General features: G+C 65.4%; 23 protein-coding genes and 3 tRNA genes. 16 read left to right on the forward strand and 10 right to left on the reverse strand.

Features of this window, described 5'->3' with window-relative positions; genetic code table 11:
• The first annotated feature begins 87 nt into the window (after positions 1 to 87).
• On the forward strand, positions 88 to 1,020 hold the full coding sequence (locus tag ACZ522_RS05495; RefSeq protein WP_379694234.1) for a WD40/YVTN/BNR-like repeat-containing protein: 933 nt from the start codon (positions 88 to 90) through the stop codon (positions 1,018 to 1,020).
• Positions 1,021 to 1,495: 475 nt separating this feature from the next.
• Here the strand turns inward: ACZ522_RS05495 and ACZ522_RS05500 are convergent.
• The 5 genes from ACZ522_RS05500 to ACZ522_RS05520 form a co-directional block, all read right to left on the reverse strand.
• Positions 1,496 to 1,570: transfer RNA gene (locus ACZ522_RS05500), tRNA-Glu, on the reverse strand.
• A 69-nt stretch (positions 1,571 to 1,639) separates the two neighbouring features.
• Positions 1,640 to 3,619 carry a 3-hydroxyacyl-CoA dehydrogenase/enoyl-CoA hydratase family protein gene (locus ACZ522_RS05505; protein WP_379694232.1) on the reverse strand — a complete coding sequence of 660 codons (1,980 nt, stop codon included), beginning with the start codon at positions 3,617 to 3,619 and terminating at the stop codon, positions 1,640 to 1,642.
• 146 nt (positions 3,620 to 3,765) lie between these two features.
• Positions 3,766 to 4,536 carry an acetoacetate decarboxylase family protein gene (locus tag ACZ522_RS05510; protein WP_379694230.1) on the reverse strand — a complete coding sequence of 257 codons (771 nt, stop codon included), beginning with the start codon at positions 4,534 to 4,536 and terminating at the stop codon, positions 3,766 to 3,768.
• Positions 4,537 to 4,554: 18 nt separating this feature from the next.
• Positions 4,555 to 5,136 carry a DNA-3-methyladenine glycosylase family protein gene (locus tag ACZ522_RS05515; RefSeq protein ID WP_379694228.1) on the reverse strand — a complete coding sequence of 194 codons (582 nt, stop codon included), beginning with the start codon at positions 5,134 to 5,136 and terminating at the stop codon, positions 4,555 to 4,557.
• A gap of 96 nt (positions 5,137 to 5,232) precedes the next feature.
• Positions 5,233 to 6,594 carry a putative ATP-dependent zinc protease gene (locus tag ACZ522_RS05520; protein ID WP_379694225.1) on the reverse strand — a complete coding sequence of 454 codons (1,362 nt, stop codon included), beginning with the start codon at positions 6,592 to 6,594 and terminating at the stop codon, positions 5,233 to 5,235.
• A gap of 207 nt (positions 6,595 to 6,801) precedes the next feature.
• On the opposite strand from ACZ522_RS05520, the gene ACZ522_RS05525 reads away from it, so the two are divergent.
• From ACZ522_RS05525 to ACZ522_RS05555, 7 genes are all read left to right on the forward strand, one after another.
• The gene (locus ACZ522_RS05525; protein WP_379694223.1) at positions 6,802 to 7,830 is read left to right on the forward strand and encodes a succinylglutamate desuccinylase/aspartoacylase family protein; all 1,029 of its coding nucleotides are present in this window, start codon (positions 6,802 to 6,804) and stop codon (positions 7,828 to 7,830) included.
• 161 nt (positions 7,831 to 7,991) lie between these two features.
• Positions 7,992 to 8,384, forward strand: coding sequence for a succinate dehydrogenase, cytochrome b556 subunit (gene sdhC, locus ACZ522_RS05530; RefSeq protein ID WP_379694221.1), 393 nt, complete (start codon positions 7,992 to 7,994; stop codon positions 8,382 to 8,384).
• Position 8,385: 1 nt separating this feature from the next.
• Positions 8,386 to 8,763, forward strand: a complete 378-nt coding sequence (locus tag ACZ522_RS05535; protein ID WP_379694219.1) for a succinate dehydrogenase/fumarate reductase transmembrane subunit — start codon at positions 8,386 to 8,388, stop codon at positions 8,761 to 8,763.
• 1 nt (position 8,764) lies between these two features.
• Positions 8,765 to 9,652 (forward strand): succinate dehydrogenase/fumarate reductase iron-sulfur subunit, encoded by an 888-nt coding sequence (locus tag ACZ522_RS05540; protein WP_379694216.1) that lies wholly within the window; start codon positions 8,765 to 8,767, stop codon positions 9,650 to 9,652.
• A gap of 47 nt (positions 9,653 to 9,699) precedes the next feature.
• Positions 9,700 to 11,601: an FAD-binding protein gene (locus ACZ522_RS05545; protein ID WP_379694214.1), complete on the forward strand. Its 1,902-nt coding sequence runs from the start codon at positions 9,700 to 9,702 to the stop codon at positions 11,599 to 11,601.
• Positions 11,602 to 11,701: 100 nt separating this feature from the next.
• A tRNA-OTHER gene (locus ACZ522_RS05550) sits at positions 11,702 to 11,796 on the forward strand.
• Between the two features lie 279 nt (positions 11,797 to 12,075).
• Complete coding sequence (locus tag ACZ522_RS05555) at positions 12,076 to 12,315, forward strand: TrmB family transcriptional regulator (RefSeq protein ID WP_379694212.1); 240 nt, start codon at positions 12,076 to 12,078, stop codon at positions 12,313 to 12,315.
• A gap of 9 nt (positions 12,316 to 12,324) precedes the next feature.
• Here ACZ522_RS05555 and ACZ522_RS05560 read toward each other — a convergent pair whose 3' ends face one another.
• Complete coding sequence (locus ACZ522_RS05560; RefSeq protein WP_464391798.1) at positions 12,325 to 12,483, reverse strand: DUF7563 family protein; 159 nt, start codon at positions 12,481 to 12,483, stop codon at positions 12,325 to 12,327.
• A 268-nt stretch (positions 12,484 to 12,751) separates the two neighbouring features.
• Here ACZ522_RS05560 and ACZ522_RS05565 point away from each other — a divergent pair, with 268 nt between their 5' ends.
• The 4 genes from ACZ522_RS05565 (at position 12,752) to ACZ522_RS05580 (ending at position 18,006) form a co-directional block, all read left to right on the forward strand.
• The gene (locus ACZ522_RS05565) at positions 12,752 to 14,008 is read left to right on the forward strand and encodes a helix-turn-helix transcriptional regulator (RefSeq protein WP_379694209.1); all 1,257 of its coding nucleotides are present in this window, start codon (positions 12,752 to 12,754) and stop codon (positions 14,006 to 14,008) included.
• Positions 14,009 to 14,155: 147 nt separating this feature from the next.
• Positions 14,156 to 15,526, forward strand: coding sequence for a DUF7096 domain-containing protein (locus tag ACZ522_RS05570; protein WP_464391799.1), 1,371 nt, complete (start codon positions 14,156 to 14,158; stop codon positions 15,524 to 15,526).
• A gap of 102 nt (positions 15,527 to 15,628) precedes the next feature.
• Positions 15,629 to 16,054 (forward strand): DUF8133 family membrane protein, encoded by a 426-nt coding sequence (locus ACZ522_RS05575; protein WP_379694205.1) that lies wholly within the window; start codon positions 15,629 to 15,631, stop codon positions 16,052 to 16,054.
• Between the two features lie 104 nt (positions 16,055 to 16,158).
• On the forward strand, positions 16,159 to 18,006 hold the full coding sequence (locus ACZ522_RS05580; protein ID WP_379694203.1) for an SLC13 family permease: 1,848 nt from the start codon (positions 16,159 to 16,161) through the stop codon (positions 18,004 to 18,006).
• 93 nt (positions 18,007 to 18,099) lie between these two features.
• On the opposite strand, the gene ACZ522_RS05585 is transcribed toward ACZ522_RS05580, so the two are convergent.
• From ACZ522_RS05585 to ACZ522_RS05595, 3 genes are all read right to left on the reverse strand, one after another.
• Positions 18,100 to 18,384: a DUF7344 domain-containing protein gene (locus ACZ522_RS05585; protein ID WP_379694201.1), complete on the reverse strand. Its 285-nt coding sequence runs from the start codon at positions 18,382 to 18,384 to the stop codon at positions 18,100 to 18,102.
• Between the two features lie 295 nt (positions 18,385 to 18,679).
• Positions 18,680 to 18,753, reverse strand: a tRNA-Thr gene (locus ACZ522_RS05590).
• 14 nt (positions 18,754 to 18,767) lie between these two features.
• Entirely contained in the window at positions 18,768 to 19,283 is a 516-nt protein-coding gene (locus tag ACZ522_RS05595) for a GNAT family N-acetyltransferase (protein WP_379694198.1), read from the reverse strand.
• A gap of 340 nt (positions 19,284 to 19,623) precedes the next feature.
• Between ACZ522_RS05595 and ACZ522_RS05600 the strand changes: the two genes are divergently transcribed.
• Genes ACZ522_RS05600 through ACZ522_RS05615 form a run of 4 tightly spaced genes read left to right on the forward strand, consistent with a single transcriptional unit; the run spans position 19,624 to position 23,498 of the window.
• Positions 19,624 to 20,562: a branched-chain amino acid ABC transporter permease gene (locus tag ACZ522_RS05600; RefSeq protein ID WP_379694577.1), complete on the forward strand. Its 939-nt coding sequence runs from the start codon at positions 19,624 to 19,626 to the stop codon at positions 20,560 to 20,562.
• Positions 20,559 to 21,884, forward strand: a complete 1,326-nt coding sequence (locus tag ACZ522_RS05605; protein WP_379694195.1) for a branched-chain amino acid ABC transporter permease — start codon at positions 20,559 to 20,561, stop codon at positions 21,882 to 21,884. Before ACZ522_RS05600 ends, ACZ522_RS05605 begins: the two co-directional genes overlap by 4 nt.
• Positions 21,877 to 22,746 (forward strand): ABC transporter ATP-binding protein, encoded by an 870-nt coding sequence (locus ACZ522_RS05610; RefSeq protein WP_379694192.1) that lies wholly within the window; start codon positions 21,877 to 21,879, stop codon positions 22,744 to 22,746. Before ACZ522_RS05605 ends, ACZ522_RS05610 begins: the two co-directional genes overlap by 8 nt.
• Positions 22,743 to 23,498, forward strand: coding sequence for an ABC transporter ATP-binding protein (locus tag ACZ522_RS05615; protein ID WP_379694189.1), 756 nt, complete (start codon positions 22,743 to 22,745; stop codon positions 23,496 to 23,498). The genes ACZ522_RS05610 and ACZ522_RS05615 overlap by 4 nt, the downstream gene beginning before the upstream one ends.
• 141 nt (positions 23,499 to 23,639) lie before the next feature.
• On the opposite strand, the gene ACZ522_RS05620 is transcribed toward ACZ522_RS05615, so the two are convergent.
• On the reverse strand, positions 23,640 to 24,983 hold the full coding sequence (locus ACZ522_RS05620; protein WP_379694187.1) for an ABC transporter substrate-binding protein: 1,344 nt from the start codon (positions 24,981 to 24,983) through the stop codon (positions 23,640 to 23,642).
• Positions 24,984 to 25,174 lie beyond the last annotated feature (191 nt).

A 25,174-nucleotide genomic window follows, 5' to 3' on the forward strand; every position in this document is an offset into this window, starting at 1 on the left:
CGACGTTTTGGCGCGGTACAGCACGCTCTCATGCCACGAAACGGCCTCCCCCATAAATTGACAGTCAGCTGGAACCAACACCCACTCATGACACTGTTGCTCGGAACCAACGACGGCGTGTATCGTGTTTCGGATATCCATTTCAACGACGCGAGCCAAGTGTTGGACGCTGGCCGAGTAATGCGAGTCCAACAGTTCGAATGGGCCGACGGAACCTACGCGTGCTCGAAGACGGGACTCTACCGTTCCACGGACGGGGGCGAAACCTGGTCCGATCAGGGCGTCCCGCAGAACGAGGTCTATTCGGTTCTCGTCAGTCCGGACAACGAACGCCTTTACACGGGAACGCATCCAGCCCATCTCTACGTTAGCGAGGACGACGGTGATTCGTGGCGTGAGCTCGAAGGGTTTCAGGAGTTACCTTCGCGCGACGAATGGTACACTCCTCGCCATCGCAACGAGGCCCACATCCGAAGCTTAGGCGCTCATCCCGACACGCCGAATCGAGTTATTGCGGGCGTCGAAGTCGGCGGCGTCCACGTCAGTGAAGACCGCGGCGAAACGTGGGCAGAACGACGTGATGGCGTTCAAGACGACGTTCACCACGTGCTGATCCGAGATGACGAGGAATACATCGCCTCGTGCGGTGATGGGCTCTATCGAACGACAGATGCAGGTCGCTCGTGGACACGGTTAGACGAGGAACTCTCGCATCGATACTTCCGCGAGGCGACTATTCGCAACGGACGACTGTACGCCGCCGCAGCCCGATCATCGCCGGGAACGTGGGAGGGCGAGTCCGGTGCGGACGGGGCCATGTTCGTCTCCGAAAACGACGGCGAAACGTTCGCGTCTGTGTCCTACCCCGGTGCGCCGCAAGAAGTGATACTCGCGTGGGCGTCTTCGGACATTCACCTCGTCGCGGGGACGAACGAAGGGCGGGTGATCGTAGAACGTGACGACGACTGGGAGACCGTTGGGACAGTGCCTGCGGGGATTCGCTCGCTCTGTCTTCTCTGATCCGCTTTCTGTCGGTAGATCTGCGAATTACCGATTACGAGATCCGAAACGGTTCTCGTGGCGACCCCGCGAATATCGTCGTCGGAAACGAACGTATCACCGTCAACTCGCCCGATACGAAGCGTCCTCAAATCAAAAATCGAATTCGAACCGTCGACGATACCGCGGGCGAGTTCCGAAACCGTCACTGGTGGCAGGTGACCTCTTGATCACGTATTTTCCGACCCGTCAAGTCTGTACGGCGTCGGGGTACGGCTTCCGCCGAGTCGACTCGGTGTTACGCACGGTTTTGTCGTTGTCCATGCGACGGTCGATATCGGCACGTAGAATGCCTGAGGAGGGCCTGTAGTGGATTTGTACCTCACTCGCAAATCTTCGATTTGCTCGCTGGCTCAAATCCCCTGTCGCGCATCCACTCCACACAGCCGTCGCAGCGCGACGAGACGTGCTGCTTGGGCGGTTGTTCCGAGAGAAGTGCTCGGTAGGGGATTTGAACCCCTGTCCTCGGCTCGAAAGGCCAAGATGATTGGCCGGACTACACCAACCGAGCCTGCACTCTTTCGTCATTCGCAGAATTGTTTAAAGATTCCGTTCCCGGCCCGCCGAGGGTGTGAACCTCTTACTTGCCCTCGAACTCGGGTTCGCGGTCGCCCATGAACGCCGTGACGCCCTCCATCAGGTCGTCGGTGTTGTAGAGGAGGCCGAACGCCTGCGATTCGACTTCCAGTCCGGCGTCGGCGCTCTCCCATCCGCTCCGCATCGCGCGCTTGGTGTATCGCTGGGCGATGGGCGGGCCGGACGCGAGGTCGCGGGCCAGTTCCCACGCCCGGTCGTCGAGTTCGCCGTTGCCGACGACTTCGTTGAGGAAGCCATACTCGCGCATCGTCTCCGCGTCGTAGCGTTCGGCGGTGAAGATAATCTCCTTGGCCCGCCCCGCGCCGACGATACGCTGGAGGCGGACGGTGCCGCCCCACCCCGGAAGCAGGCCGAGGTTGTGCTCCGGTTGCCCCAGTTCCGAGCGCTCGGAGGCGATGCGGAGGTCGGCGCAGGTGGCCAGTTCCATCCCGCCGCCGAGGCAGTAGCCGTCGATGGCCGCGAGGACGGGCTTGTCGCTCTGTTCGAGTTTCCCGAACGTCCGCTGGCCCTTCCGGGAGAGTTCGGCGGCGGCGACGGGTTGGCCCCCGCCGCTAGCCATCGACTGCACGTCCGCGCCCGCGGAGAACGCCCGGTCGCCCGCGCCCGACAGGAGGATGGCGCGAACGCCGTCGTCGTCGTTCAACGCGTCTATCGCGGCCGAGAGTTCGTCCAGCAGTTCCTCGCTGATCGTGTTCATCCGGTGCGGGCGGTCGAGTTCGACGTGACCCACGTTGTCGCGAACCTCCACCGAGAGCGTCTCGTAGTCGTGTCCTTCGGACTCCTCGCCGGCGTCGCCCCCGCGGAAGCCCTCGCCGGACTCGCCGAGTTCGCGGAGCAGTTCGACCGCCTCGTACCGCGCCGCGCCCGTCTCCTCGTGGAGTTCGTCCAGCGTCTCGACCAACGAACCGAGGCCCGCCCGGTCGGCCATCTTCGCCGGGCCGTCGGGGAAGCCGGCGCCGAGCATCACGGCGCGGTCGATGGCCTCGGCGTCGGCCACGTCGTTCTGGACGAGTCCGGCGACTTCGTTCGCCATCACGGCCATCAGGCGTCGTTCGACGTCCTCGCGCACCTCGTCGGAGGGAATCTGCGCGCCCTCGCCGCCCTCGTAGTCGTAGAACCCCTTCCCGGTCTTCTTCCCGAGTTCCTCGGCTTCGACCTTCTCTTCGAGGAGGGGACACGGTTCGTAGGCGTCGCCGAGAACCTCGTTCATGTAGTCGAGGACGTGGTAGCCCACGTCGATGCCGACCTGGTCGGCGAGTTCGAAGGTGCCCATCGGGAGGCCGATGCCGTACTTCGTCGTCGAATCGACTTCGGCGACGGTGGCGTCGCCGGACTCGACTATCCACGCCGCCTCGTTCATCTGGGGGACGAGGATGCGGTTGACGACGAACCCCGGGCTGTCCTTGTGGACGCGGACGGGCGTCTTCCCCATCTCCTCGGCCAACTCGACTATCAGGTCCATCGTCTCGTCGGCCGTCTCCGCGCCGGAGATGACCTCGACCAGTTGCATCCGGACCGGCGGGTTGAAGAAGTGCATCCCGCAGAACTGCTCCGGTCGGTCGGTCACCTCCGCGAGTTCGGTGACCGAGAGGCTGGAGGTGTTCGTCGCGAACACGGTTCGCTCGGGGGCGGCGGCCTCCAACTCCGTGTACACGTCCTTCTTTATCTCCATCTTCTCCGGCACCGCTTCGACGACGACGTCCGCGTCGGAGACGGACTCCGCGAGGTCCACGTACGTCGTGACGCGTTCGAGGGCGGCGTCGGCGTCCGACTCGGATATCTGCTCTTTCTCGGCCAACTTGCCGAGGCTCCACTCTATCTGGTCGTACCCCTTCTGGACGAACTCCTCCTCGATGTCGCGGAGGTTGACGTCGTACCCCGCGAGCGCCGCGACTTCGGCGATACCGTGGCCCATGCTGCCCGCGCCGAGAACCGTGATACTGTTGACGTCGTCTATCTCCATGCGCGTATCCTCTCTTGCTCGGGGTTTCAACGTTTCCCTCGGGTAAAAAGAAAACCCGTAGTCAGTTCATTAATCGTTTTTACTGAAATAGTCGGGGAGGGAATCGCTGCCCCGCGAATCGGCCGATGTGACGATTTTCAGTCGGGTCATCTCGCGGGTTCGACCGGTTCGCCGACGGCGAAGACGGTCTCGCCGTCCACGACGAACCGCGCGAGGGCCCGGCCGCCGATATCGAGCGAGCGAAGCCGTCTCGCCCGCGGGTGGTCGCCGAACTCGACCGACGCCGCGCCGGTGTACGGCCAGACGCCGACGTCTCCGTCCACCTCGACGGGCGCGCGGAGCAGTCGTCCGCCTTCGACCGAGTAAGCGCCGCCCGACTCCCGCCGGCGAACCGCCTTCGGGCGCTTCGCCTCGAAGGCGAGGAGGCGTTCGCCGTCGACGGTCACGGTCGTCCGCCGCCGGGACGCGTCGTCCTCGTGGGAGATGTCCGCGACGACTTTCGGGAACCCCCACACGTCGGTTCCGAGGGCTCTGGCCGGGTCGGTCGTCACCGGGAGGAACCAGACGTACCCGCTCGCGCCCCGCCGCAGTAACGACGCGAACGGGACCGCGGTCGGTTTGTGGACCGCCGGGACGACGACGGCGAACTCGTCGTACGGCGCTATCGTCCCGTCGCCGACGCGGCGGTACGACGCGCTCAGAAACGTCACCGCGGCGCGGCGAGGTGCGACCCGAATCGGTTCGAGTCCCGCCGGCAGGAGTTCCCGGAGGCCGTCGCGGCGCGCCGAGAACACCGCCCCGAGAACGGTCCCCTCCGTCGAGAGGGGGAGCGAGACGGTTTCGCCCGTCGAGAGCGTCACCGACCGTTCGCCCCGCCCGTCGTTCGGTCCGCCGGTTGGGGAGTCGCGGCGGGTCACGTGCGAACGCTCACCCCGTCAACTCTCGTAGTGTTCCCAGACGTAGAGCGTCCCGTACGACCGGTACGGACGCCACGACTCGGCGATTTCGCGCATCTCGGCGCGGTCCGCGGCGCCGTACAGTTCCTCGATGCCGCGCCGAACCGCCAGGTCGCCCAACGGGAGGACGTCCTCCCGGCCGAGGGTGAAGATGAGGTACATGTGGGCGGACCACTCGCCGATGCCCTTGATTTCGGTGAGGGCGTCGATGACCTCCTCGTCGGTGTACTCGGCGAGGGCTTCGCGGGTGAAGTCCCGTTCGCGGAACGCCTCCGCGGCGTTGCGCAGGTATTCGACTTTCGTCCGGGAGAGGCCGGCCTCCCGGAGTTCGTCGGCGTCGGCCGCGAGGATAGTGGTCGGCGTCACGTCGCCGAGGAGGGCGAAGACGCGCTTTCGGATGGCCTTCGCCGAGGCGGTCGAGAGTTGTTGGTTGACGATGGCGACGCAGAGGCGTTCGAACTCGTCCTCCGCGGGGGCGAGTTCGACGTCTCCGTGCCGCCGAACGAGGTCCGCCATCACGGGGTCGTCGAGGAGCGTCTGTTTCCACGGTGTCGTCTGCATGTGGTGACGGCCCGTATGTCGCGCAGACGTAAATGCCGTTCACCCCACCCCAGCGTCCCGTCGAGGCCGGGGCGTCCGCCGAGACCCGCGAGCGTCTTACTCCAAGTACTCCTCTTCGCGTTCGTCGTCGTCCTTCGAACCGCCGGAGTCGGCGCGGCGGCGCACGTCGACGCGGTAGTGTTCGAGGATGTCCCGCCCGAGGAGTATCGGGTAGTCCATGTGCGAGCGGTCTTCGACGCTCGCGGTCACGGTGTGTTGGGTCCCGCCGATGCCGATGACGAGGTCCACAACGGGGCGGGCCTTCCCGGACTTGTGGCTCCCCGACCGGACGCGCGTCATGCTCTTTATCGGCCCCGCGCCGATTTCCGCCGCCAGCGACGTGTCGATGCTCGTCCGGGTCGCGCCGGTGTCGGACTTCGCGAGCGTCTGCTTCGAACCGCTCGTCCCCGAGACGATTATCTCCTCGATGTAGCCGATGGTCGGCGTCTCCCCCTCGGCGGAGGGGTCCACGCGGGGCATGCTGGCGGGACGGGAGTCGTCGAGGGTCGCGGTGAGTTCCTCCACCCGGTCGTCGTCCACCTCGCCGCCCGCGCGTTCGATCGCGGTCTTGGCGATGTACGGGGCGGGACTCCTCCCGGTCGCCTTGTGGAGCCCCTTGAACCCGGCCGTGGGGTTCACTTCGAGGACGAACCAGCCCTCGTCGCCCTCCACGAGGTCCACGCCCACGTAGTCCAAGTCCATGACCTCCGCTGCGTAGAGAGCGGTGTCGCGGGCCTCCTTCGGCATCTCGTCGGTCGCGTCGAGGACGTCGCCGCCGAGGGCGACGTTCGTCCGCCAGTCGCCGTCGGGGGCGTAGCGGTACATCGCGCCGATTATCTCGCCGTCCACGATGTAGACGCGCAGGTCGCGGTGCTTGTCCGCGTCGCGTTCGATGAGGTCCTGCAGGAACGCCTGCCTGTTGCCGACCTTCGGGTTGACCGTCTCCGTGAGGTCCACCTTCCACGTGCCGCCGCCGTGGGTGCCGATCGCGCTCTTGTAGACGCCGACGTCGCCGAACCGTTCGCGGCCGGCGTTCAGCTTCTCGTTCGAGAGCGCGAGCAGGGCGTCGGGCACCTTGATGTTCCAGTTCGCCAGCGTCGCCGCCGTCGCGAACTTGTGAATCGCCGTCAGCACGTTCGCGGGTTCGTTCAGCATCGGACGGATTCGCTCGAACGTCGTGGCGAGACCGAGCAGTTCCGCCGGTTCCTCCGTGTTCGAGAGGAGGAGGCGGTTCGCGATGATGTCCACGTCGGGTTCGATAGTCACCTCGCCGCCCTCGATGCTTATCGCCGTGTTCTCCTGCCGCAGCCACAACCCCTCGTGGCCGAGATCGTCGACCGCGTTGAGTATCGCCTTCGTCTCCTTGCTGTTGTGGAGAGAGAGTACACCCACTCGGACTTCGTCTCCGTCCGTAGACATACACGTCAGTAACATACCGCTGTTTCAAAGGCATGCCGGTGAAGTGATCCGTCAGCGAGAGAGACGCAGATCGTCGGACCGCTAACTCCGGGGGCCGAACCCGAACCGTCGCGCGCGTCCGACCGTGCGGACGAACAGGTTCGGTTCCCGGCGCGACGCCGACGCGCGGTGCGGGAGCGTTATGTACCACCCACCCGGAGACCGGGTATGAGCGACGATGTGACCTTCACGTACAACGGCGGGAAGGTCGCGCCGGGCGAGACTCAGAACATCCGGTACGGTATCAGCGAGACGTACCTCGGTGACCCCGTCCGCATCCCGGTTACAATCATCAACGGCGAACGGCCCGGACCGACGGTGTTCCTCTCGGCCGCCGCCCACGGCGACGAACTAAACGGCATCGAAGTGGTCCGCGAAGTCGCCTTCGAGTGGGACCTCTCGGACCTCGCGGGGACGCTCGTCTGCCTCCCCGTGATGAACGTCCCCGGCTTCCTCGCGCAGCAGCGGTATCTCCCCATCTACGACCGCGACCTGAACCGATCGTTCCCCGGTAAGCACGACTCCACGAGCGCGAAGCGCATGGCCGCCAGAATCTTCGACAACTTCATCGCGCCCTGCGACTTCGGCCTCGACTTCCACACCTCGACGCGGGGCCGGACGAACATGCTGCACGTCCGCGCCGACATGTCCGACCCCGGCGTCGAACGACTCGCGCGGGCGTACGGGCCGAACGTCATCATCGACAGCACCGGCAGCGACGGCGTCCTCCGGACGGAGGCGACGCGCGTCGGCATCCCCACCATCACCATCGAGATGGGCGAGGCCCACCGGTTCCAACGCGAACTCATCGACGACGCCCTCGCGGGCGTCGAGTCGGTGTTCGCAGAGTACGGCCTGCGCGACACCACCGTCGTCCGGTGGCCGGGGTGGCAGACGGTCATCGACGACGCGAACGAGAAGACGTGGATTCGCGCCGACGCGGGCGGCATCGTGGACATGCACCACGACCGGGGGTCTCTCGTCCACGAGAGCGACCGCATCTGCACCATCACCAACCCGTTCAAGGACGACAACGTCACCATCGACGCGCCGTTCACGGGGCTTCTCGTCGGCGTCCTCGAAAACCCGGTCGTCTACCCGGGGAACCCGCTCTGCCACCTCGTGGAACTCGAAGAACCGGTTCGGCGCGTCGTCGAGCGGGAGCAGTCCCCGCACGGGGCCGACGCCCGGTCGTGACGGCGGCGTCGCGTCGCCGGCGGCGTCGCGCGCGGCCGACGACTTAAACGACGGCGCGACGCGGGCGAGAGTGGCCGATGCCGTCCACCGATTCGGGCCCCCCTCCCGCGCGTCCGTACACGTAAGTTCTATACGATACCAGTACCCAGACTCACGAGAGCATGAGTCAGTCTTACAATCGGGGCCTCATCGAGGACTTCGGCCGGTGGCGGGAGTTCTCAGCTGGTATGTGGGCCTGGGTTTTCCACAAGTTCACGGGCTGGGTGTTAGTGGGCTACCTGTTCACCCACATCGCCGTCCTCTCGACGGCGCTTCAGAGCCCGGATGCGTACACGACCACCATCCGGACGCTGGAGAGTCTCCTGGTGGTCCGTATCATGGAAGTGGGACTCCTCGCCGTGGCGGTGTTCCACATCCTCAACGGGCTTCGTCTCCTGTTCGTGGACCTCGGCGTCGGGCTGGAATCGCAGGACAAGAGCTTCTACGCGTCGCTGATACTGACGGGGGCGATAGTCGTCGCCAGCGTCCCGACGTTCGTCGCGGGGGTGTTCTGAGATGGCGGAACGCTACTCCTCGTTCGAACGCGGCGGGCGCCGGTGGCTCTGGCAGCGAATCACGGCCGCGTTCCTCGTGGTCGTCCTGGCGTTCCACTTCTTCCTGCTTCACTTCGTCCACCACGCGGACGAGGTGACGTTCGCCATGTCGTCGGCGCGGATGGAGACGTGGACGTACTACTCGCTTATGGTGCTGTTCCTCGTGACAGCGACGTTCCACGGGGTCAACGGCGTCTTCAACGCCCTCGTCAACCAGGGACTCACCGGGTCGCGCAAGACGGCCGTGAAGTGGACGCTCGTCGCGGCGAGTCTCCTCCTCGTGGTGCAGGGCATCCGAACCGCGAACGCATGGGCCGGTATCACCATCCTTCCGTTCTAACATGAGCACGCAAGTTCCCGAACAGTCCGAGCAAGAATCGTCCGCGGCGGAGTCGGAAACCTCCGTCGCTCAGGAAGAGCGCATGCGGCAGAAGCGCGACCGGGCCCAAGCTCGAGAGCGTCAGCGCCAGAAAGAAGAGTCCGAGATATCCCCGGACGACGAGGACACGTACCAGCTGAAGGTGTTCCGGTACGACCCCGAAGTCGCCGGGAAGCAGGAGCCTCGCTTCGACGACTTCTACGTCCCCTACCACAAGGGGATGACCGTCCTCGACGCGCTGATGTACGCGCGGGACAACTACGACTCGAGTCTGACCTTCCGGCACTCCTGTCGGCAGGCCATCTGCGGGTCCGACGCCCTGTTCATCAACGGGCGTCAGAAACTCGGGTGCAAGACCCAGTTGTCGGACCTCGACGAGCCCGTTCGCGTCGAACCGCTCCCCCACGCCGAAGTCGTGAAGGACCTCGTCGTGGACATGGAGCACTTCTACGACCAGATGCACGCCGTTGAGCCGTACTTCCAGACGAACGACCTGCCGGACGACGAACTGGCGGAACAGAAGCAGTCCCGAGAGAACCGCGAGAAGGTCAAGATGTCCACGCGCTGCATCTGGTGCGCGGCGTGTATGTCCTCCTGTAACATCGCCGCGGGCGACAACGAGTACCTCGGCCCGGCGGCCATCAACAAGGCGTACCGCTTCACGATGGACGAACGCGAGGGCGAGGACATCAAGCAGCACCGGATGGAGATTCTGGAACAGGAACACGGCGTCTGGCGCTGTCAGACCCAGTTCTCCTGCAGCACCGTCTGTCCGAAGGACATCCCGCTGACGGAGCACATCCAGGAGCTGAAGCGCGAAGCCGTCAAGAGCAACCTGAAGTTCTGGTGAGATAGCCGAGTCGAACCAGCCTCAACAACGAAACACAAACTCACACCATGTACGAACACGACGTTATCGTGGTCGGCGCGGGCGGCGCGGGCCTCCGCGCGGCCATCGCGGCGCAGGAAGCAGGAGCGGACGTGGCCATCGTCTCGAAGCTCCACCCGGTCCGAAGCCACACCGGTGCCGCCGAGGGCGGCATCAACGCGGCCATCCGAGAGGGTGACTCGTGGGAGGACCACGCGTACGACACGATGAAAGGCTCGGACTACCTCGGGGACGCCCCTGCGGTGGAGGCACTCTGCAAGGAGAGTCCCAAGGAGACGATGCAGTTGGAACACTGGGGGATGGCGTTCTCCCGCGAGGAGGACGGAACCGTCTCTCAGCGGCCGTTCGGCGGCCTCTCGTTCCCACGGACGACGTACGCGGGCGCAGAGACGGGCCACCAACTGCTCCACACGATGTACGAACAGTTGGTCAAACGGGGCATCCAGGTGTACGACGAGTGGTACGTCACGCGACTCGCCGTCACCGACGAGGCGGACCCCGAAGAGCGGACGTGTCACGGCGTCGTCGCCTACGACATCCAGTCCGGCGAGGTGTCGGGTTTCCGCGCCCGCGACGGGGTCATCCTCGCGACGGGCGGCCTCGGGCAGGTGTACGACCACACCACGAACGCCGTCTCCAACACCGGCGACGGCGTCGCCATGGCGTACCGCGCGGGCGTCCCCATCGAGGACATGGAGTTCATCCAGTTCCATCCGACCACCCTGCCTTCGACGGGCGTTCTCATCTCCGAGGGCGTCCGCGGCGAGGGCGGCATCCTCTACAACGAGGACGGCGAGCGGTTCATGTTCGAGTACGGGTACGCGAACAACGCCGGGGAACTGGCCTCCCGCGACGTGGTGTCGCGCGCCGAGTTGACGGAGGTCAACGAGGGCCGCGGCATCGAGGACGAGTACGTCCACCTCGACATGCGCCACCTCGGCGAGGAGCGCATCCTCGACCGTCTGGAGAACATCCTCCACCTCGCGGAGGACTTCGAGGGCGTCGACGGCCTCGAAGAACCAATGCCGGTCAAGCCCGGCCAGCACTACGCGATGGGCGGCATCGAGACGGACGAGAACGGCGAGACGTGCATCGACGGCCTGTACGCGGCCGGCGAGTGCGCCTGCGCCTCCGTCCACGGGTCGAACCGCTTAGGCGGCAACGCCCTCCCCGAACTCATCGTCTTCGGCAAGCGCGCCGGCTACCACGCCGCGGGCCGAGAGATGGAGGACGCGGAGATACAGACCGGTCAGCGCGGCGAGTGGGAACGCGGCGAAGTCGATACGCCCGTCGAACCGGGCGCGGTGTCGTCCGGCGGCGACGTCGTCGCTGACGGGGGTGAGCGAACCGACGGTTCGCGATCCTCGTCGGAACCGCGTTCTGACGGCGGCGCGGCGGCGTCCGGCGGGTCCTCCTCGCTCACGCCCGAGGGCTACGTCGAACGCGCGCTGGAAGCCGAGAGAGAGCGCATCGAGTACCTCCTCGGGAAGGACGAGGGCATCCAGCAGGCCGAAATCCGCGCGGACGTCCAGATGTCGATGACGCGGAACGTCAACGTCTTCCGCGAGGAGGGGGGCCTCAAGCAGGCGCTCCGGGACATCCGCGAGGCGCGCGAACGCTACGAGGACGTCTACGTCGCCGACAAGTCGCGCACGTTCAACACCGACCTCGTCCAGACCATCGAGATGCAGAACATCCTCGACGTGGCCGAGGCCATCACGCTCGGCGCGCTCGCCCGCAAGGAGTTCCGCGGCGCGCACTGGCGCAAGGAGGCCCAAGAGCGACGCGACGAGGAGTGGCTGAAGCACACGATGCTCTCGTGGAACGACGGGACGCCGGAACTGTGGTACCGCCCGGTCATCCTCGAGGGCGAGAGCAAGACGTACGAGCCGAAGGTTCGGAGCTACTGAACCCGCCTTTCTCCCTCTCCGGGGCGTTTCGTCCTCGCCCGACCGAACCGTCGCCCGACCCACCGAGGCTATTTGTGTCGCTCCCACGTACTCCGAGACAGGAAGGGTAGCTCAGTGGTAGAGCGTCTCCGACGGCGACCGCTCCGCGGTCCGCCCGGAGCACGGCTTCGCGTGGTTCGACTCCCGCCCCTTCCACTTCCGCCGGGCGCGTTCGGACTCGCTTCGCTCGTCTTTGCTCGTCTCCGCTCCCCGCCGACCGCCACTCCCCGCCGCTGCCGGACCCCCGTCGAACCGACTCTCGTCGGTAGTCGAAAATCGGACGGACGAACGACCGCGGTTCGACCGTGAATATCCCTGACAGTTTCGGAGTTCACCGTCGAGACGGCCGCTCCCCCACGTTTTCCGATTCCGTCCTTTCGACAATCGTCGTGGATTGGTTTTATTATCGTCGAACCCAATCGGTCGGTAACAACTATGCAACGGTCCATCCACTCCGACTCGTCCTCCGGCACAGGTCTTTCGACGATCCCCGCGGAACTGGAGTCGCCCCGGGCGAAACTCGTCTACCTCTATCTCTCGACGCAGGGCGACGCGTCGATAACGGACCTACAGAAGGGATTGGAGATGAAGAAGCTCTCCCTGTACAGCATCCTCAGCACCCTGTGCGAGCGAGGACTCGTCGATCAGGACGCCGAACGGTACCGAATCGCCTGACGGAGTGCGTCAGGAGTTTCGCGGAGAACGGGCCTTTCTCACGTCCGCACCGTCTCTAACCATATCGTCGCAGTACGGACAGACGCGGGGGTCGTCCATGTTCGTCGGGGCGAAAACGCGCGCGTAAGCGGGCGTCACGAACGAACCACAGTTCTGACACTCGGGCATGGGACGTCTAATCTCTTATACCTGTTTGCTATAAAACTTCGCCCCGCTTTCAATAGACGGCGCCGAGTCTCAGCCGAGAGCGCCGATGAGCGATTCTGCGGGCGTGTTAGACGGACGCGAGACGACGCAGGCGCCTCTTCGGTTCGTCGGACATCTTGTCGCTGGTGTGACACTCTCGACCCCTTATCGTCCGTTCTCCTCCCTCTCTCGGTCGCCGGTCGTTCCGTTGCGGAAGTGGTTTGTTCCCCCCCGTTCGATTTCCGCCGAAATGACTCGTCCCGAATCACGAACGACGCGCGCTCTCGTCGTTCTCCTCGCCGTCGCCCTCGTCTTCGGCGGCGTCCCGAACCCCGCGTCCGCCCAATCGACGGCGACCATCGCGGGGACGCAGATAGCCCCCGACGACGTCTCCCTCCGCGTCGCCCTCCAACCCGACGGCACCGCGGAGTGGGAAGTCGAGTACCGAGTCCGACTGGACGAGGAGAACAAGACCGAGGCGTTCGAATCCGTCCAACGCGACATCCGAGCGAACGAATCGGCCTACGTCTCGGAGTTCCGGTCGCGGATGGAGGCGACCGCTGCGACGGCCGAGAACGCCACCGGGCGACAGATGAGCGTCGGGAACGTCAGCGTCTCCACGTCCCGACAGCAACTGCCGCAGGAGTACGGCATCATCACGTACTCGTTCACGTGGACGAACTTCGCCGCTGTCGAGGACGGACGCATTCGGGCGGGCGACGCCCTCGCGGGCTTCTTCCTCGACGGCGAAACGTCGCTGCTCATGACGTGGCCCGAGGGGTACGAAGTCGAGTCGGTGTCGCCCAACCCGAACGACCGGCGGACGCGGACCGTCGCCTGGAACGGTCCCCTCGACTTCGGCCCGGGCGAACCGACGCTTCTCCTCGCCGAGTCGCCGTCGGCCGGGTCCCCGTCGCCCTCGGAGACGCCGACCGGCGGCGGCGACGGCGCGTCCTCCGGGAACGATATCGCCGTCATCGGCGGATTCGCGCTCCTCGTCGTCGGCGTCGTCGCCGGGGGCGGGTGGATGCTGTATCGCCGACGCGAGGACGGTGCCGAAGCGGATAGTTCGCGCACGCGCGCGACGCCCGGCGGCGCGACGGACGACGGCGGGGCCGTCGGCGGACGCGCCGGTACCGACGCCGACGTTCCCCCCGCGGCGGACGATTCGTCCGACGAGGACGACGGGGGCGCCCGCGAGAGCGACGACGCCTCCGAAGGCGACGAGGGCGGGAGCGACGAGAGACAGATGCCGTGGGAGGACGAACTGCTGAGCAACGAGGAGTGCGTGCTGGCGCTCATCGAACACGAGGACGGTCGGCTGAAACAGCAGGAGGTCGCACAGACGTTGGATTGGACCGACGCCAAGACGAGCCAAGTCGTCCGGAAGATGCGAGACGAGGGGACGCTCGACGCGTTCCGACTCGGCCGCGAGAACGTCCTCGTGTTGCCGGACGACGACGGCGACGAGGCGGACGACGAGGACGCCGGCCCCGGGCCCAGGTAAAAACCTTTCGACTGTTTACGTCAACAGCCTGATTTTAACACCCGGAAATCGCGCGACGGCGGCGACCTTCAACTCCGCTTGATTGGGGCTAAATCCGGACGAAGATAGTCGGTGTATATGTCCGTCCGGCTAGTACGGAGAGACGAGATGAGGCGAGTGACTGCGCTCCTCGTGGCCGTACTCGTCGTCGTCGCAACCGTTCCGGCCGGCGTCGCCGCCGCCGGAACCCAAGCGACTTCGACGCAGACGAGTGCGACGACGACGGAGACGACGGAGACGGGGAACGCGATGACAGACACCGGCGCGAACGAGATGACGACGGCGAACGACTCGGCGGGCGAGAACGGGTCCGACGGCATCGCGCCCGGCGAGCAACTCGCGGGCATCCTCGCCGTCCAGCGGGCTGAAATCGACGGCGAACTCGACTCTCGGTCGTTCGACCACCGCGTGGCGAGTGCGGCGAGCAACGACTCGAAGGCTCGCGTCGTCGCAGACCAGTTGAACGAGAGCCGAGAGCGTCTCGAGACGCTTCGAGAACGGCGGAGCGAACTCCGCGAGGCCCGCGAGGCGGGGAACCTCTCGCGGGGACGGTACCAGGCGCAGGCGGCCCGACTGACTGCGGAGATACGGTCGCTTCAGCGCCTCCTGAACCGGTCGTCCGACGCGGCGCAGGAACTGCCCGCGGACGTGAAGCGGGCGAACGGCATCGGCTCCGAGGAGGTCGAACGACTGCGAACCGAGGCGCGCAACCTCTCCGGGGACGAGGTGTCCGACATCGCAAAGCGCGTCGCCGGATCGAACGTCGGTAACGGACTCGCGGACGACGAAGACAAGAAGGAGCAGCGAACCGGCAACGGTAACCGTAACGGTCATGACGGCGCGCCCGGCCGTTCGGGTGAACGCGGACAGCCCTCAACGAACGAATCCGACCGCGGTTCGAGTACCGACGCCGTTCCCGGCCGGTTCGACGGCGAAAACGACAGCGACAACCTGACGGTCGAGGCGCCGGATTTATCAGGCGAGACACCCGCTAACCATAGCCGCCGAGGAAACCACAGCGTACCCGGCCGGCCGACCGAGACGATCAAAACGAACGGTACAACCGAGACGACTGAGGTGAACCAGACGACCGAGGCGACTCAGACGACCGAGACGATTGAAGTGAATCAGACGACCGAGGTGACTGAGGCGGCTCAGACGACCGAGGTGACTGAAGTGAATCAGACGACCGAGGCGACTGAGGCGATTCAAACGACCGAGGCGACTGAGGTGAATCAGACGACCAAGACGACCGAGGCGACTCAGACGACCGAGACGACCGAGGCGACTCAGACGACCGAGACGACCGAGGCGACTCAGACGACCGAGACGACCGAGGCGACTCAGACGACCGAGACGAACGAGACGGACGGCGCGAACGGCACCAGAAACGGATGGTCCGACGACGGCTACCTGATCGGTCAGAAGGGAGACTCAGGTGACGGTAGTGGACTGTACGGCCCCGGCGAACTGTTCTGAGACGCAGTCGACGATGAGCGACCCTGACGAATGAGCCCGAAATTCAGTTCTGATAGCAGAGAGGAAACACTATATTCTGTCGAATAGTTCGACACTGTGAGAATGGAGTACGTGTATCCGATAGTAGGCCTCGTCGCCGGCGCTTGTCTCGTAGGACTGAGCGTCGTGACGGCGTTCGTCTACACACCGTACACGACTTCTCTCGTCGATAGCGTGGTGACCGCCTTCACCGGCGTCACCCTCCAAATCGGCGACTTCGTCGCCGTCTCTTCGGTCACCGCGATACTGTTCGACGTGCTGGCCGGCCAGTTCGGCGTGCGCTACCCCATCATCGTCCCGTGCGTCTTCGCGTACGTCATCACGCACGTGGTCGTCTACTACTCCTGTCTCCGCATCACGGACCTCCAGAGCGAACCGCTCGACCCGAACTTCGACATCCGGCAGAACCCGATGAAACTGATGGCGCTCTCGATTCCGGGCGCGCTCATCCTTCTGGCCCCGCGGGACAGGGACCACTCGAACCGCTGACCCGCGGCCGGAATCGTCGCGTTTCCGTCCCGTTTCAGTCGCGTTTCGCTACCGTCAGCGAAATTCGCAATAACGCTGTTGCGTCCGGGCGGCGTCCACTCTGTGTGTTTCTGACCGCGGTTTTCCCCCTCCAACCGACGCCGGACGTGACCGTCGGCACGGTGGTGGTGTTCGCCGTCGTCCTCGGGGCGTTGGTGCTCTTCACGACGGAACTGCTCCCTGTTGACGTTACCGCGATTCTCGTGTTGGTCTCGCTCGTCGTGTTGGAGCCGTGGACCCGAATCTCCGTGGAGGAGGGACTCTCGGGGTTCTCCAACGAGGCGACCATCACCGTCCTCGCGATGCTCATCCTCAGCGCCGGCGTCTCCCGGTCGGGTGCGGTCCAGCGACTCGGTCGGCGACTCTCCGGTTTCGCCGGGAGCGACCGGTTTCGGCAGGTCCTCGCCACCGTCGCCGTGGGGAGCGTCCCCTCCGGGTTCATCAACAACACGCCCGTGGTGGCGATGCTCGTCCCCGTCGTCTCCGACATCGCGCACGGCGGCCGAACGTCCCCGTCGAAACTGCTCATCCCCCTCTCGTTCGCCTCCCAACTCGGCGGGATGCTCACGCTCATCGGCACCTCGACGAACATCCTCGCCAGCGACGTGGCCGGGCGACTCTCCGCGCAGTACCCCCGACTGCACGAGTTCTCGATGTTCGAGTTCACGGGCCTCGGAGCCATCGTCCTCCTCGTCGGCGGAACGTACCTCGTGACGGTCGGCCACCGACTCCTCCCGGAACGCGTCCCGCCCGAGGAGAGCTACATCGAGGAGTACGAGGTGGCGGACTACCTCGTCGCCGTCGTCGTCGGCGAGGACGCTCCGGTCGCGGGCCGCACCGTCGCCGAAGCGACCGAGGAGACCCTCGCCGACGCCGACGTCCTGCAACTCGTCCGCGGCGGCCGGTGGTTCGGCGACCCCCTCGCCCGGAAGACGATTCGGTCGGGCGACCGCCTCCGCCTCCGCACCGACCGCGACACGCTCCGCCGCCTCATGTCGATGGACGGCCTCTCTCTGGCCGAAACGCCCACGGCCGTCGACTTCGACACCGCGAGCGGCGAATCGACGCTGTTCGAGGTCGTCATCCCCTCGCGGTCGGCGCTCGTCGGCGAGACGCTCAGCAGTTCCTCCTTCGCGGAGCGGTACGACGCGACGGTGCTCGCCTTCCGCACGCGGGGAGAACTCGTCCACGAACGGCTGGAGGAGACGACCATCAGACCCGGCGACACGCTCCTCGTGCAGGCGCTACCGGACAGCGTGGACCGCCTCTCGCGCAACCGCGACTTCATCCTCGCGCTCGAAGCCGAGGACCCCCAGTACGAGACGGAGAAGATTCCGCACGCCGTCGCCGTCGTCCTCGCCGTCGTCGTCCTCGCGGCGGCCGAGATTCTACCCATCGTCATCGCCGCACTCGCGGGCGTCGTCGCCATGGTGGCTCTCGGCGTCCTCCAGCCGAACGAACTGTACGACGCCGTCGATTGGAACGTCATCTTCCTCTTGGCGGGCGTCATCCCCCTCGGCATCGCTCTCGAACAGACCGGCGGCGCGGCGTTCGTCGGCGCTCTCGTCGCGTCCACCGCGGGGTTCCTTCCGATAATCGGCGTCCTCTGGACGTTCTACCTCGCCACCGGACTCATCACGGAACTCATCTCGAACAACGCGAGCGTCGTCCTCATGATTCCCGTCGCCGCCGACGTGGCCGCCCGCATCGGCGCGAACCCGTTCGCGTTCGTCCTCGCGGTGACGTTCGCCGCCTCGACGGCGTTCCTCTCGCCCATCGGCTATCAGACGAACCTCTTCGTCTTCGGTCCCGGCGGCTACAAGTTCACCGACTACCTCCGCGTCGGCCTGCCGCTTCAACTCCTCCTCTCGGTGGTGACGGTGGTCGGAATCGTCGCGTTCTGGGGGGTGTGAGGGCTCGATTCGGAACGCTGTTGCGCACGGTGTTCGGAGAGACGTCCTCCCGGTCTGCGTGGGCGTACACGCCGCGACTTCACGAGAAGCACTCTAGGAGGCTGTAAGCCACCGACGTTCCGTCCGTCGGTCTGATGAGGGCTCCTCCGAGGAGTAGTCGACCAGTCCCGCCGCGTCCAACTCCGGGAGATGAAGGTGGTGCAGTTCTTTCTTCACCCGTTCGACGTCCTCCGTTCCGGCGATCCACCCCGCGAGAAGAACGAGGTCCAGCGGACGGTCCTCCTCCGCGACCACTTTCACGATGGCCCTGCGACGCTCGCGGCCGAGGACGGTAAAGTACGCTACGAGGGTGTCCTCGGAGACGTCAGTCTCGTCCATCTTCCGTCTCCCGTGTCGTTTCGATGCACGCACATAAACCGGCGGACTAAAGCGATAGGTGGTACCACTAGTATACTGCTCTCTGCGAGCAACTGCTCGCCGACGCGTGCGAACGCATCGAAGGCGACCTCGTTCGGCGAATCCCGTTTCGAGGGCGTCGCGCAGGCTACGGAGGCGGCACACCGGTCGAGAAGGTTCCGTCCGAAGCGAAGGTGCGAGGAGACGAGCGAGGCACGTCTCGTCGGGTCACGAATCCGCGTCTGACGTTTCGTCCTCGCTGTCGCTCGGACAGAAGAGCCAGGGGCGGGATTCGAACCCGCGAAGTCTCGATTACAAGTCGAGTGCATGAACCGCCCATGCTCCCCTGGCGCGACTCCGAATAGTCAGTCCTCCTTTGAGTGTGTATCGCTTTCGACCCGTTTCTCGATTTCTACGCGGTGGGGGCTGTAACCGTGCTGTTCGTAGAAGCGCCGCGCCTCCTCGTTTCCGGCCATCACGTCCAGCGTTATCGCGTCGGCGTCCGCGTCGCGGAGTTCCCGCTCTGCTGTCGAGAGCAGCTTCGACCCGACGCCGCGGTTCCGCGCCGACGGTTCGACGTAGATGTTTCGGACGACGCCGCGGGTCACGTCCTGCACGTACTCGCCGCGTTCGAGGCCGAACATGACGAAGCCGACTATCTCGTCGTCGATTCGGGCGACCCGCAGGCCGTCGGTGACGACGTGCCGCGCCATCGCGTCCCGAATCGTCCCTCTGTTCTCCGGGCCGCGGATGTGCGACCGGTACGCCCGCTGACTCGCGGCGAGGTCCACCCACATGTCGGCGACGGCGTCTACCTCCTCCATCGACGGCCGGTCGACGACTGCGGAGCTCGGCGCGGACCCCTCGTCGGCTTCCCTCATCGGTCCCCGGTTGGTGCGCGGGTGCGATAGAACTACTCCCTGTTGCCGCCCGCGAGTGCGGCGATTTCCGCGTTCCTCGCTCGCTGCTGTCACATTTTACCGCGAATTTCCAACGTGTGAAGAAAGACTTATCACTCAATCACGTTCGCACATAGCGTGAGGATAGTTATCAATGGGGATTGCTGAAACATACTCGCGCGGACGCCGGTTCGCGGTGGACCGCCCGTTCGCCCTCGCAGTGGGGTTCGTCGCCGTTCTGTTGGCGCTGGACCTACTTGTCGGCCTGGCGACTGGCCGAACCGCATTCAGCGACGTGGGGTCTCTCGTCTGGGACGGGGTGATGCGCGGACTGGTTATCGGTCTGGCGGGTATCGGACTGTCGATGACGTACAGCATCCTGAACTTCGCGAACTTCGCTCACGGCGACTACATCACCGCCGGGGCGTTCTCCGGGTGGGCGACGACGTACCTCGTCGCCGGACTCGGACGCGCCGACGTCGGCGCACTCCTCCTCGTCGGGGCCGGGGGGTCCGTCTACGGCGGAACACTCGACATCGGCATCGTCTCTACGCCGCTGGCCATCGTTCTCGGACTGCTCGTGGCGGGCGTTTTCACCGTCGCGCTCTCGTTGTTCGTCGACCGAACCGTCTTCCGACCGATTCGAGACGAGGACGGAATCACCCTTCTCATCACCAGTATCGGCGTCGCGTTCGCGCTCCGCTACCTGATACAGTTCGTCTTCGGGTCCGACGTGCGGGGCACGACCGCTCAACCGCCGTCGTTCTCGCTGTACTTCGTGGACGGCGCGGTCAGGATCAACATGCACGACCTGACGCTGGCCGTCGTCGCGGGCGGACTGATGCTCGCCGTGCATCTGCTCCTCCAGCGGACGAAACTCGGGAAGGCGATGCGGGCGATGTCCGACAACGAGGACCTCGCGCGCGTCACCGGCATCCCGACCGAACGGGTCGTCCGTTCGGTGTGGATTATCGGCGGTGCCCTCACCGGCGTCGCGGGCTACACGTTCATCCTCTGGAAGGGGACGCTCGGCTTCAACGACGGCTGGTTACTCTTGCTTCTCATCTTCGCCGCGGTCATCCTCGGCGGCATCGGCTCCGTCTACGGGGCCATCACCGGCGGACTCGTCATCGGTCTCACGGCGTCGCTGTCGGTCATCTGGATACCCTCCGCCTTCGCCCGGGCGGCGGCGTTCGTCGTGATGATCCTCATCCTGCTCGTGAAGCCCGAAGGTCTCTTTAGCGGGAGGTCGACGGCATGAGCGTCCGAGCGGACTTCACCGACCGGGTGCCCGGCGGCGACGCGGGCCTCATCCTCGCGTCGCTGGCGGTCGTCTACGCCGCGTACGTCGCCGTGGGGGTGGCTCTCGGTTACTCGCTCCGCGGCCAACTCAACACCATCGCCGTGCTGACGTTCTACGTCGGCGTGTTCGCCATGCTGAGCCTCGCGTTGAACCTCCACTGGGGGTACACCGGGCAGTTCAACATCGGCATCGTCGGCTTCATGGCCGTCGGCGTCTACGTGATGGCTCTCGTCTCGAAGCCGGTGTACGAGGGCGGCGGCGCGGCGCAGGTGGGCGGACTCGGCCTACCGCTTATCGTCGGCGTCCTCGCCGGCATGCTCGCCGCCGCGCTTCTCGGGTTGGTGGTCGCCTTACCGGCGCTTCGGTTGCGCGCGGACTACCTCGCGATAGTCACCATCGCCATGTCGGAAATCGTCCGCTTCTCGTTTCTCTCCGGCGAGTTCCAGCAGTTCCAACTGTTCGGCAACCGCGTCGGCTTCGGGGGCGGGTCGGGGCTCATCCTGAACTACACCGGCCCGATCCGGGCGTTCTTCTCGTTCTTCGGCCTGTGGGACGCGTACCTCGGCTTCGTCGGCGCGTTCGGAACCGCGCTCGGCCTGAATAACCCGAAACCGGTCGTGGACGGACTCGTCTACGGCGCGGTGCTCTTGGCGATGGTCGCGGGGTACTACTGGCTCCTGAAGCGGACCGGGGAGTCGCCGTTCGGCCGCGTCCTCAAGGCCATCCGCGAGGACGAGGACGTGGCGAACTCCCTCGGGAAGGACACCGACCAGTTCAAAATCAAGTCGTTCATGCTCGGGTGCGCCCTGATGGGGTTGGCCGGCATCTTCTGGCTGATGACGCAGGGCGCGGTGACGCCGAACTTCTTCCGCCCGCGCGTGACGTTCTTCGTCTGGATAGCGCTCATCATCGGCGGCGCGGGGTCGAACACCGGCAGCGTCCTCGGCGGCGCGATATTCGCGGCCGTCCTCTATCAGGGGCCGCGCTACTTCAAGAACCTCGTCGAGATGGTGCTCCCGGCGTCGAACGCGCCGAACGGGTTTGGGCCGGCGGTCGCACCCCTCGCCTCGAACCTCGACCCGCTTCCGTTCGTCCTCTACACCATCGACAGCATCCGACAGCTCCAACTCGTCATCATGGGTCTCGTCCTCATCTGGCTGATGCACAACCGCCCCGAAGGCCTCATGGGCCACCGCAAGGAGACGGCCGCGAGCATCCCGCTCAGCAGGCCGAAGACGTCTCGGACGGCCGTATCGGATGGGGGTGAGAGCGATGAGTGAGACCGAACGCGGGCGCGAAGCCGACCCCGACGACGCCGCGGCGGCGACCGGGTCGGCGTCCCTCGACCTCGGAACCGGCCCGGACGTCACGACCGAGTACCCGCTGAAAGTCGAAGGTCTGCGGAAGTCCTTCGGCGGCATCACCGCCGTGGACGGCGCGTCCTTCGAGGTCGAACGCGGGACCCTCACCGGCCTCATCGGCCCGAACGGCGCGGGCAAGTCCACGACGTTCAACCTCATCACGGGCATGCTGAAGCCCGACTCGGGAACGGTCACGTTCAACGGCGAGAACGTGACGGGACTCGAACCGCACCGGATAGCGAACCGCGGGATGGTCCGGACGTTCCAAATCGCCCGCGAACTCGGCGAGATGACCGTCTTGGAGAACATGATGCTCGCGCCGAAGGCCCAACGGGGCGAGAAACTGTGGCGGTCGGTCACGCCCGGCGTGCGCGACGACGTGATCGAACAGGAGGAAGAGCTCCTCGAACGCGTCTGGAAGGTGTTGGACTTCTTCGACATCGACCACATCGCCGAGGAGTACGCGGAGAACCTCTCCGGCGGGCAGCGCAAACTGCTGGAGATGGCGCGCGCGTTGCTGACGGACCCGGACATGCTGCTCTTGGACGAACCGTTCGCGGGGGTCAATCCGACGTTGGAACGGCGACTCCTCGACCACATCCACGAACTCCGCGAACGGGGCTACACCTTCCTCCTGGTCGAACACGACATGGACCTCATCATGGAGAACTGCGAACACGTCATCGTCCTCCACCAGGGGCGCGTCCTCACGGAGGGCGACCCCGAGGCGGTCAAAGCGAACGAAGACGTCATCGAGGCGTACCTCGGAGGGGACGTATGAGCGCAGACGACGTCGCCGTCGAGACGGAGGCGACGCCGCGGGAGGAGGAAGCCCTCCTCGAAGTCCGAAACCTGGACGCCGGCTACGGCGACTTACAGATTCTCACCGACGTGGACATGGACGTCTACGACGGCGAGTACGTCACCATCGTCGGTCCGAACGGCGCGGGCAAATCGACGATGATGAAGTCCGTCTTCGGACTCACCACCCACATGGGCGGGACGGTCACGTTCGACGGCGAGGACGTCACCGGCCTCGAACCGGAGGACATCATCCACAAGGGAATCGGCTACGTCCCGCAGAACGACAACGTGTTCTCCTCGCTGACGGTCGAGGAGAACTTGGAGATGGGCGCGTACATCCTCGACGAGGTGCCGCGGGACGCCGTGCGGGCGGTGTACGACCGCTTCCCCATCCTCGAAGAACGGAGCGACCAGAAGGCGGGCACGATGTCCGGCGGGCAACAGCAGATGCTGGCGATGGGGCGCGCGTTGATGCTCCAACCCGACCTGCTCTTGCTCGACGAACCGTCGGCGGGCCTCGCACCCGACCTGGTGGACGACATGTTCGACCGCATCGACGCCATCAACGACGACGGTACGGCCATCCTGATGGTCGAGCAGAACGCGAAGGAGGCGCTTCGGCGCTGTGACCGCGGCTACGTCCTCGCGAACGGGCGGAACCGCTACGTCGATACCGGCGACGCGTTGCTCGGCGACGAACGGGTCCGCAGGGACTTCCTCGGCGGGTAAGCGCGTCCGTCGCGTTCGCTCTTTCTCGGTCGGTTCCGCGCCTCCGTTCGTCTCGCACCCGATGTCGAGTGAGGTCGAAAACTCGGACGTAGCCGTCGCTGGGTGCGGTACGTCGAAAGAAGATCGGATTCGATTCGCCGCTCAGTTCTCCGGCGGCGACAGGGCCTTCTCGATGACCGACGAGTAGGAGGACTCGCCGATGTTGAACGCGACTTGGTGGTACACCTCGCCGTCGAACTGGTCTTTGAACACGCTGGCGAAGCGTTCCGAGAGTTGCTGGCCGTAGTCGTTGTTGACGTACAGCGTCGAGACGGAACTCGCTCCGAGGCGTTCGGACATGACCTGCGCCATGACGCGGCCCTGCAGGAAGTCCGACGGCGCCGTCCGGAAGATGTAGTCGTTGTCGTCGAGGTTCGACACCGACAGCGCCGTCGAGGACGGCGAACAGCCCACGACTTCGTTCGGGATGAACGCCTCCTGTGAGACGGGGACGTTCACGCCGGAGGACGCCGACCCACAGACGCCCGGGACGCCGGCGCTCACGAGCGACTGCGCCGCCGAGATGCCGGCGTCGGGCGACGTCTGCGTGTCCTCGATTTTGGCGTTCGCGGAGAGGCCCGCGGGATTCGCGTCGTTAACCTGCTTGACCGGCAACTGCGCGGCCCGAATCATCGGCTGGCCCACGGATGCGAGGTCACCCGTTTCGGGCAGGAGGATGCCGACGGAGAGTTGGCGGTCGGAGCCGCCGGGTCCGCTGTCGGCGGACGGGCCCTTGCCTTCGGGGTTCTCGCCTTCGAAGTTCTGCGTCTCGACGGTCTTCGTGCTGTTCTCGTCCGGAGCGAACTTCCAGATGGAGTACGCCGCAGACGCCGGGTCGCCGTTCTGGTCGAAGTTGGTCGACGAGGATGCGCCCTGATAGTTGATATCTTCGCCGTTCGCGGCCGCCTCCATCCCCTCGACGAAGTTGTCCGGACCGACTTCCATCCCGCCGGGGTTGGCGATACGCCGCATCTGTTCTTTCAGTTTCGAACCGCTGTTCTCCCCCGCGGCGGCGTTCGCCAGCAACAGGATTGCGACCGAGTCGTACGACTGCGCCGTGAACACGCCCGGCGCACTTCCGTACTCCTCTTCGAACATCGAGGTGAACGCCTCCTGCTTCGGGCCGCCCGCTGCGGGTGCGGTACCCGTGACGTTCGCCATGTCGTTGCCGACCTGACCGGGCATCGCGCCGTCGCGAAGCCCGTCGGGGACCAGAATCTTCTCGTCTCCGTCGCTCGCGCTGTAATAGTCGCGGAACAGTTGGATACCACTCTCGGGGTAGCCGATGACGACGAGGCCGTTCGGGCCGTCGCCGCTACCGCCGCCACCGCCGCCACCGCCGCTTCCGCCCGGGCTTCCGATACAGCCCGATAGCCCCGCTGCTCCCACGGCGCCCGCCGCGCCGACTCGTTTCAGGAAATCTCGTCGTACGATATCACGTGCCATGTGGCACGCAAAGGCATTACCCGTTTATAAAATTACCCCTTGATGTACCTAGATCGGGCGATTCTACCCTTCTCGGAGGGAATAGTGGGCATCCGGCCAAAATGACTATACGTTATCATTTCGTCCCCGGGTCGCGTGTCCGCACGCCTCGGACGGGCGGCGAACCACCACGTTCAAACCGCTCGCCGCGC

It is taken from the genome of Halopelagius fulvigenes (assembly GCF_055398025.1).

What these genes read in the sequence shown, in the direction of transcription:
- ACZ522_RS05615 (WP_379694189.1), top strand. Translation starts at nt 22,743, where the DNA reads ATGAGCGCAGACGACGTCGCCGTCGAGACGGAGGCGACGCCGCGGGAG.
- ACZ522_RS05565 (WP_379694209.1), top strand. Translation starts at nt 12,752, where the DNA reads ATGACTCGTCCCGAATCACGAACGACGCGCGCTCTCGTCGTTCTCCTC.
- ACZ522_RS05535 (WP_379694219.1), top strand. Translation starts at nt 8,386, where the DNA reads ATGGCGGAACGCTACTCCTCGTTCGAACGCGGCGGGCGCCGGTGGCTC.
- ACZ522_RS05515 (WP_379694228.1), bottom strand. Translation starts at nt 5,136, where the DNA reads ATGCAGACGACACCGTGGAAACAGACGCTCCTCGACGACCCCGTGATG.
- ACZ522_RS05575 (WP_379694205.1), top strand. Translation starts at nt 15,629, where the DNA reads ATGGAGTACGTGTATCCGATAGTAGGCCTCGTCGCCGGCGCTTGTCTC.
- ACZ522_RS05540 (WP_379694216.1), top strand. Translation starts at nt 8,765, where the DNA reads ATGAGCACGCAAGTTCCCGAACAGTCCGAGCAAGAATCGTCCGCGGCG.
- ACZ522_RS05620 (WP_379694187.1), bottom strand. Translation starts at nt 24,983, where the DNA reads ATGGCACGTGATATCGTACGACGAGATTTCCTGAAACGAGTCGGCGCG.
- ACZ522_RS05560 (WP_464391798.1), bottom strand. Translation starts at nt 12,483, where the DNA reads ATGCCCGAGTGTCAGAACTGTGGTTCGTTCGTGACGCCCGCTTACGCG.
- ACZ522_RS05610 (WP_379694192.1), top strand. Translation starts at nt 21,877, where the DNA reads ATGAGTGAGACCGAACGCGGGCGCGAAGCCGACCCCGACGACGCCGCG.
- sdhC (WP_379694221.1), top strand. Translation starts at nt 7,992, where the DNA reads ATGAGTCAGTCTTACAATCGGGGCCTCATCGAGGACTTCGGCCGGTGG.
- ACZ522_RS05605 (WP_379694195.1), top strand. Translation starts at nt 20,559, where the DNA reads ATGAGCGTCCGAGCGGACTTCACCGACCGGGTGCCCGGCGGCGACGCG.
- ACZ522_RS05520 (WP_379694225.1), bottom strand. Translation starts at nt 6,594, where the DNA reads ATGTCTACGGACGGAGACGAAGTCCGAGTGGGTGTACTCTCTCTCCAC.
- ACZ522_RS05555 (WP_379694212.1), top strand. Translation starts at nt 12,076, where the DNA reads ATGCAACGGTCCATCCACTCCGACTCGTCCTCCGGCACAGGTCTTTCG.
- ACZ522_RS05600 (WP_379694577.1), top strand. Translation starts at nt 19,624, where the DNA reads ATGCGCGGACTGGTTATCGGTCTGGCGGGTATCGGACTGTCGATGACG.
- ACZ522_RS05585 (WP_379694201.1), bottom strand. Translation starts at nt 18,384, where the DNA reads ATGGACGAGACTGACGTCTCCGAGGACACCCTCGTAGCGTACTTTACC.
- ACZ522_RS05595 (WP_379694198.1), bottom strand. Translation starts at nt 19,283, where the DNA reads ATGAGGGAAGCCGACGAGGGGTCCGCGCCGAGCTCCGCAGTCGTCGAC.
- ACZ522_RS05495 (WP_379694234.1), top strand. Translation starts at nt 88, where the DNA reads ATGACACTGTTGCTCGGAACCAACGACGGCGTGTATCGTGTTTCGGAT.
- ACZ522_RS05545 (WP_379694214.1), top strand. Translation starts at nt 9,700, where the DNA reads ATGTACGAACACGACGTTATCGTGGTCGGCGCGGGCGGCGCGGGCCTC.
- ACZ522_RS05570 (WP_464391799.1), top strand. Translation starts at nt 14,156, where the DNA reads ATGAGGCGAGTGACTGCGCTCCTCGTGGCCGTACTCGTCGTCGTCGCA.
- ACZ522_RS05505 (WP_379694232.1), bottom strand. Translation starts at nt 3,619, where the DNA reads ATGGAGATAGACGACGTCAACAGTATCACGGTTCTCGGCGCGGGCAGC.
- ACZ522_RS05525 (WP_379694223.1), top strand. Translation starts at nt 6,802, where the DNA reads ATGAGCGACGATGTGACCTTCACGTACAACGGCGGGAAGGTCGCGCCG.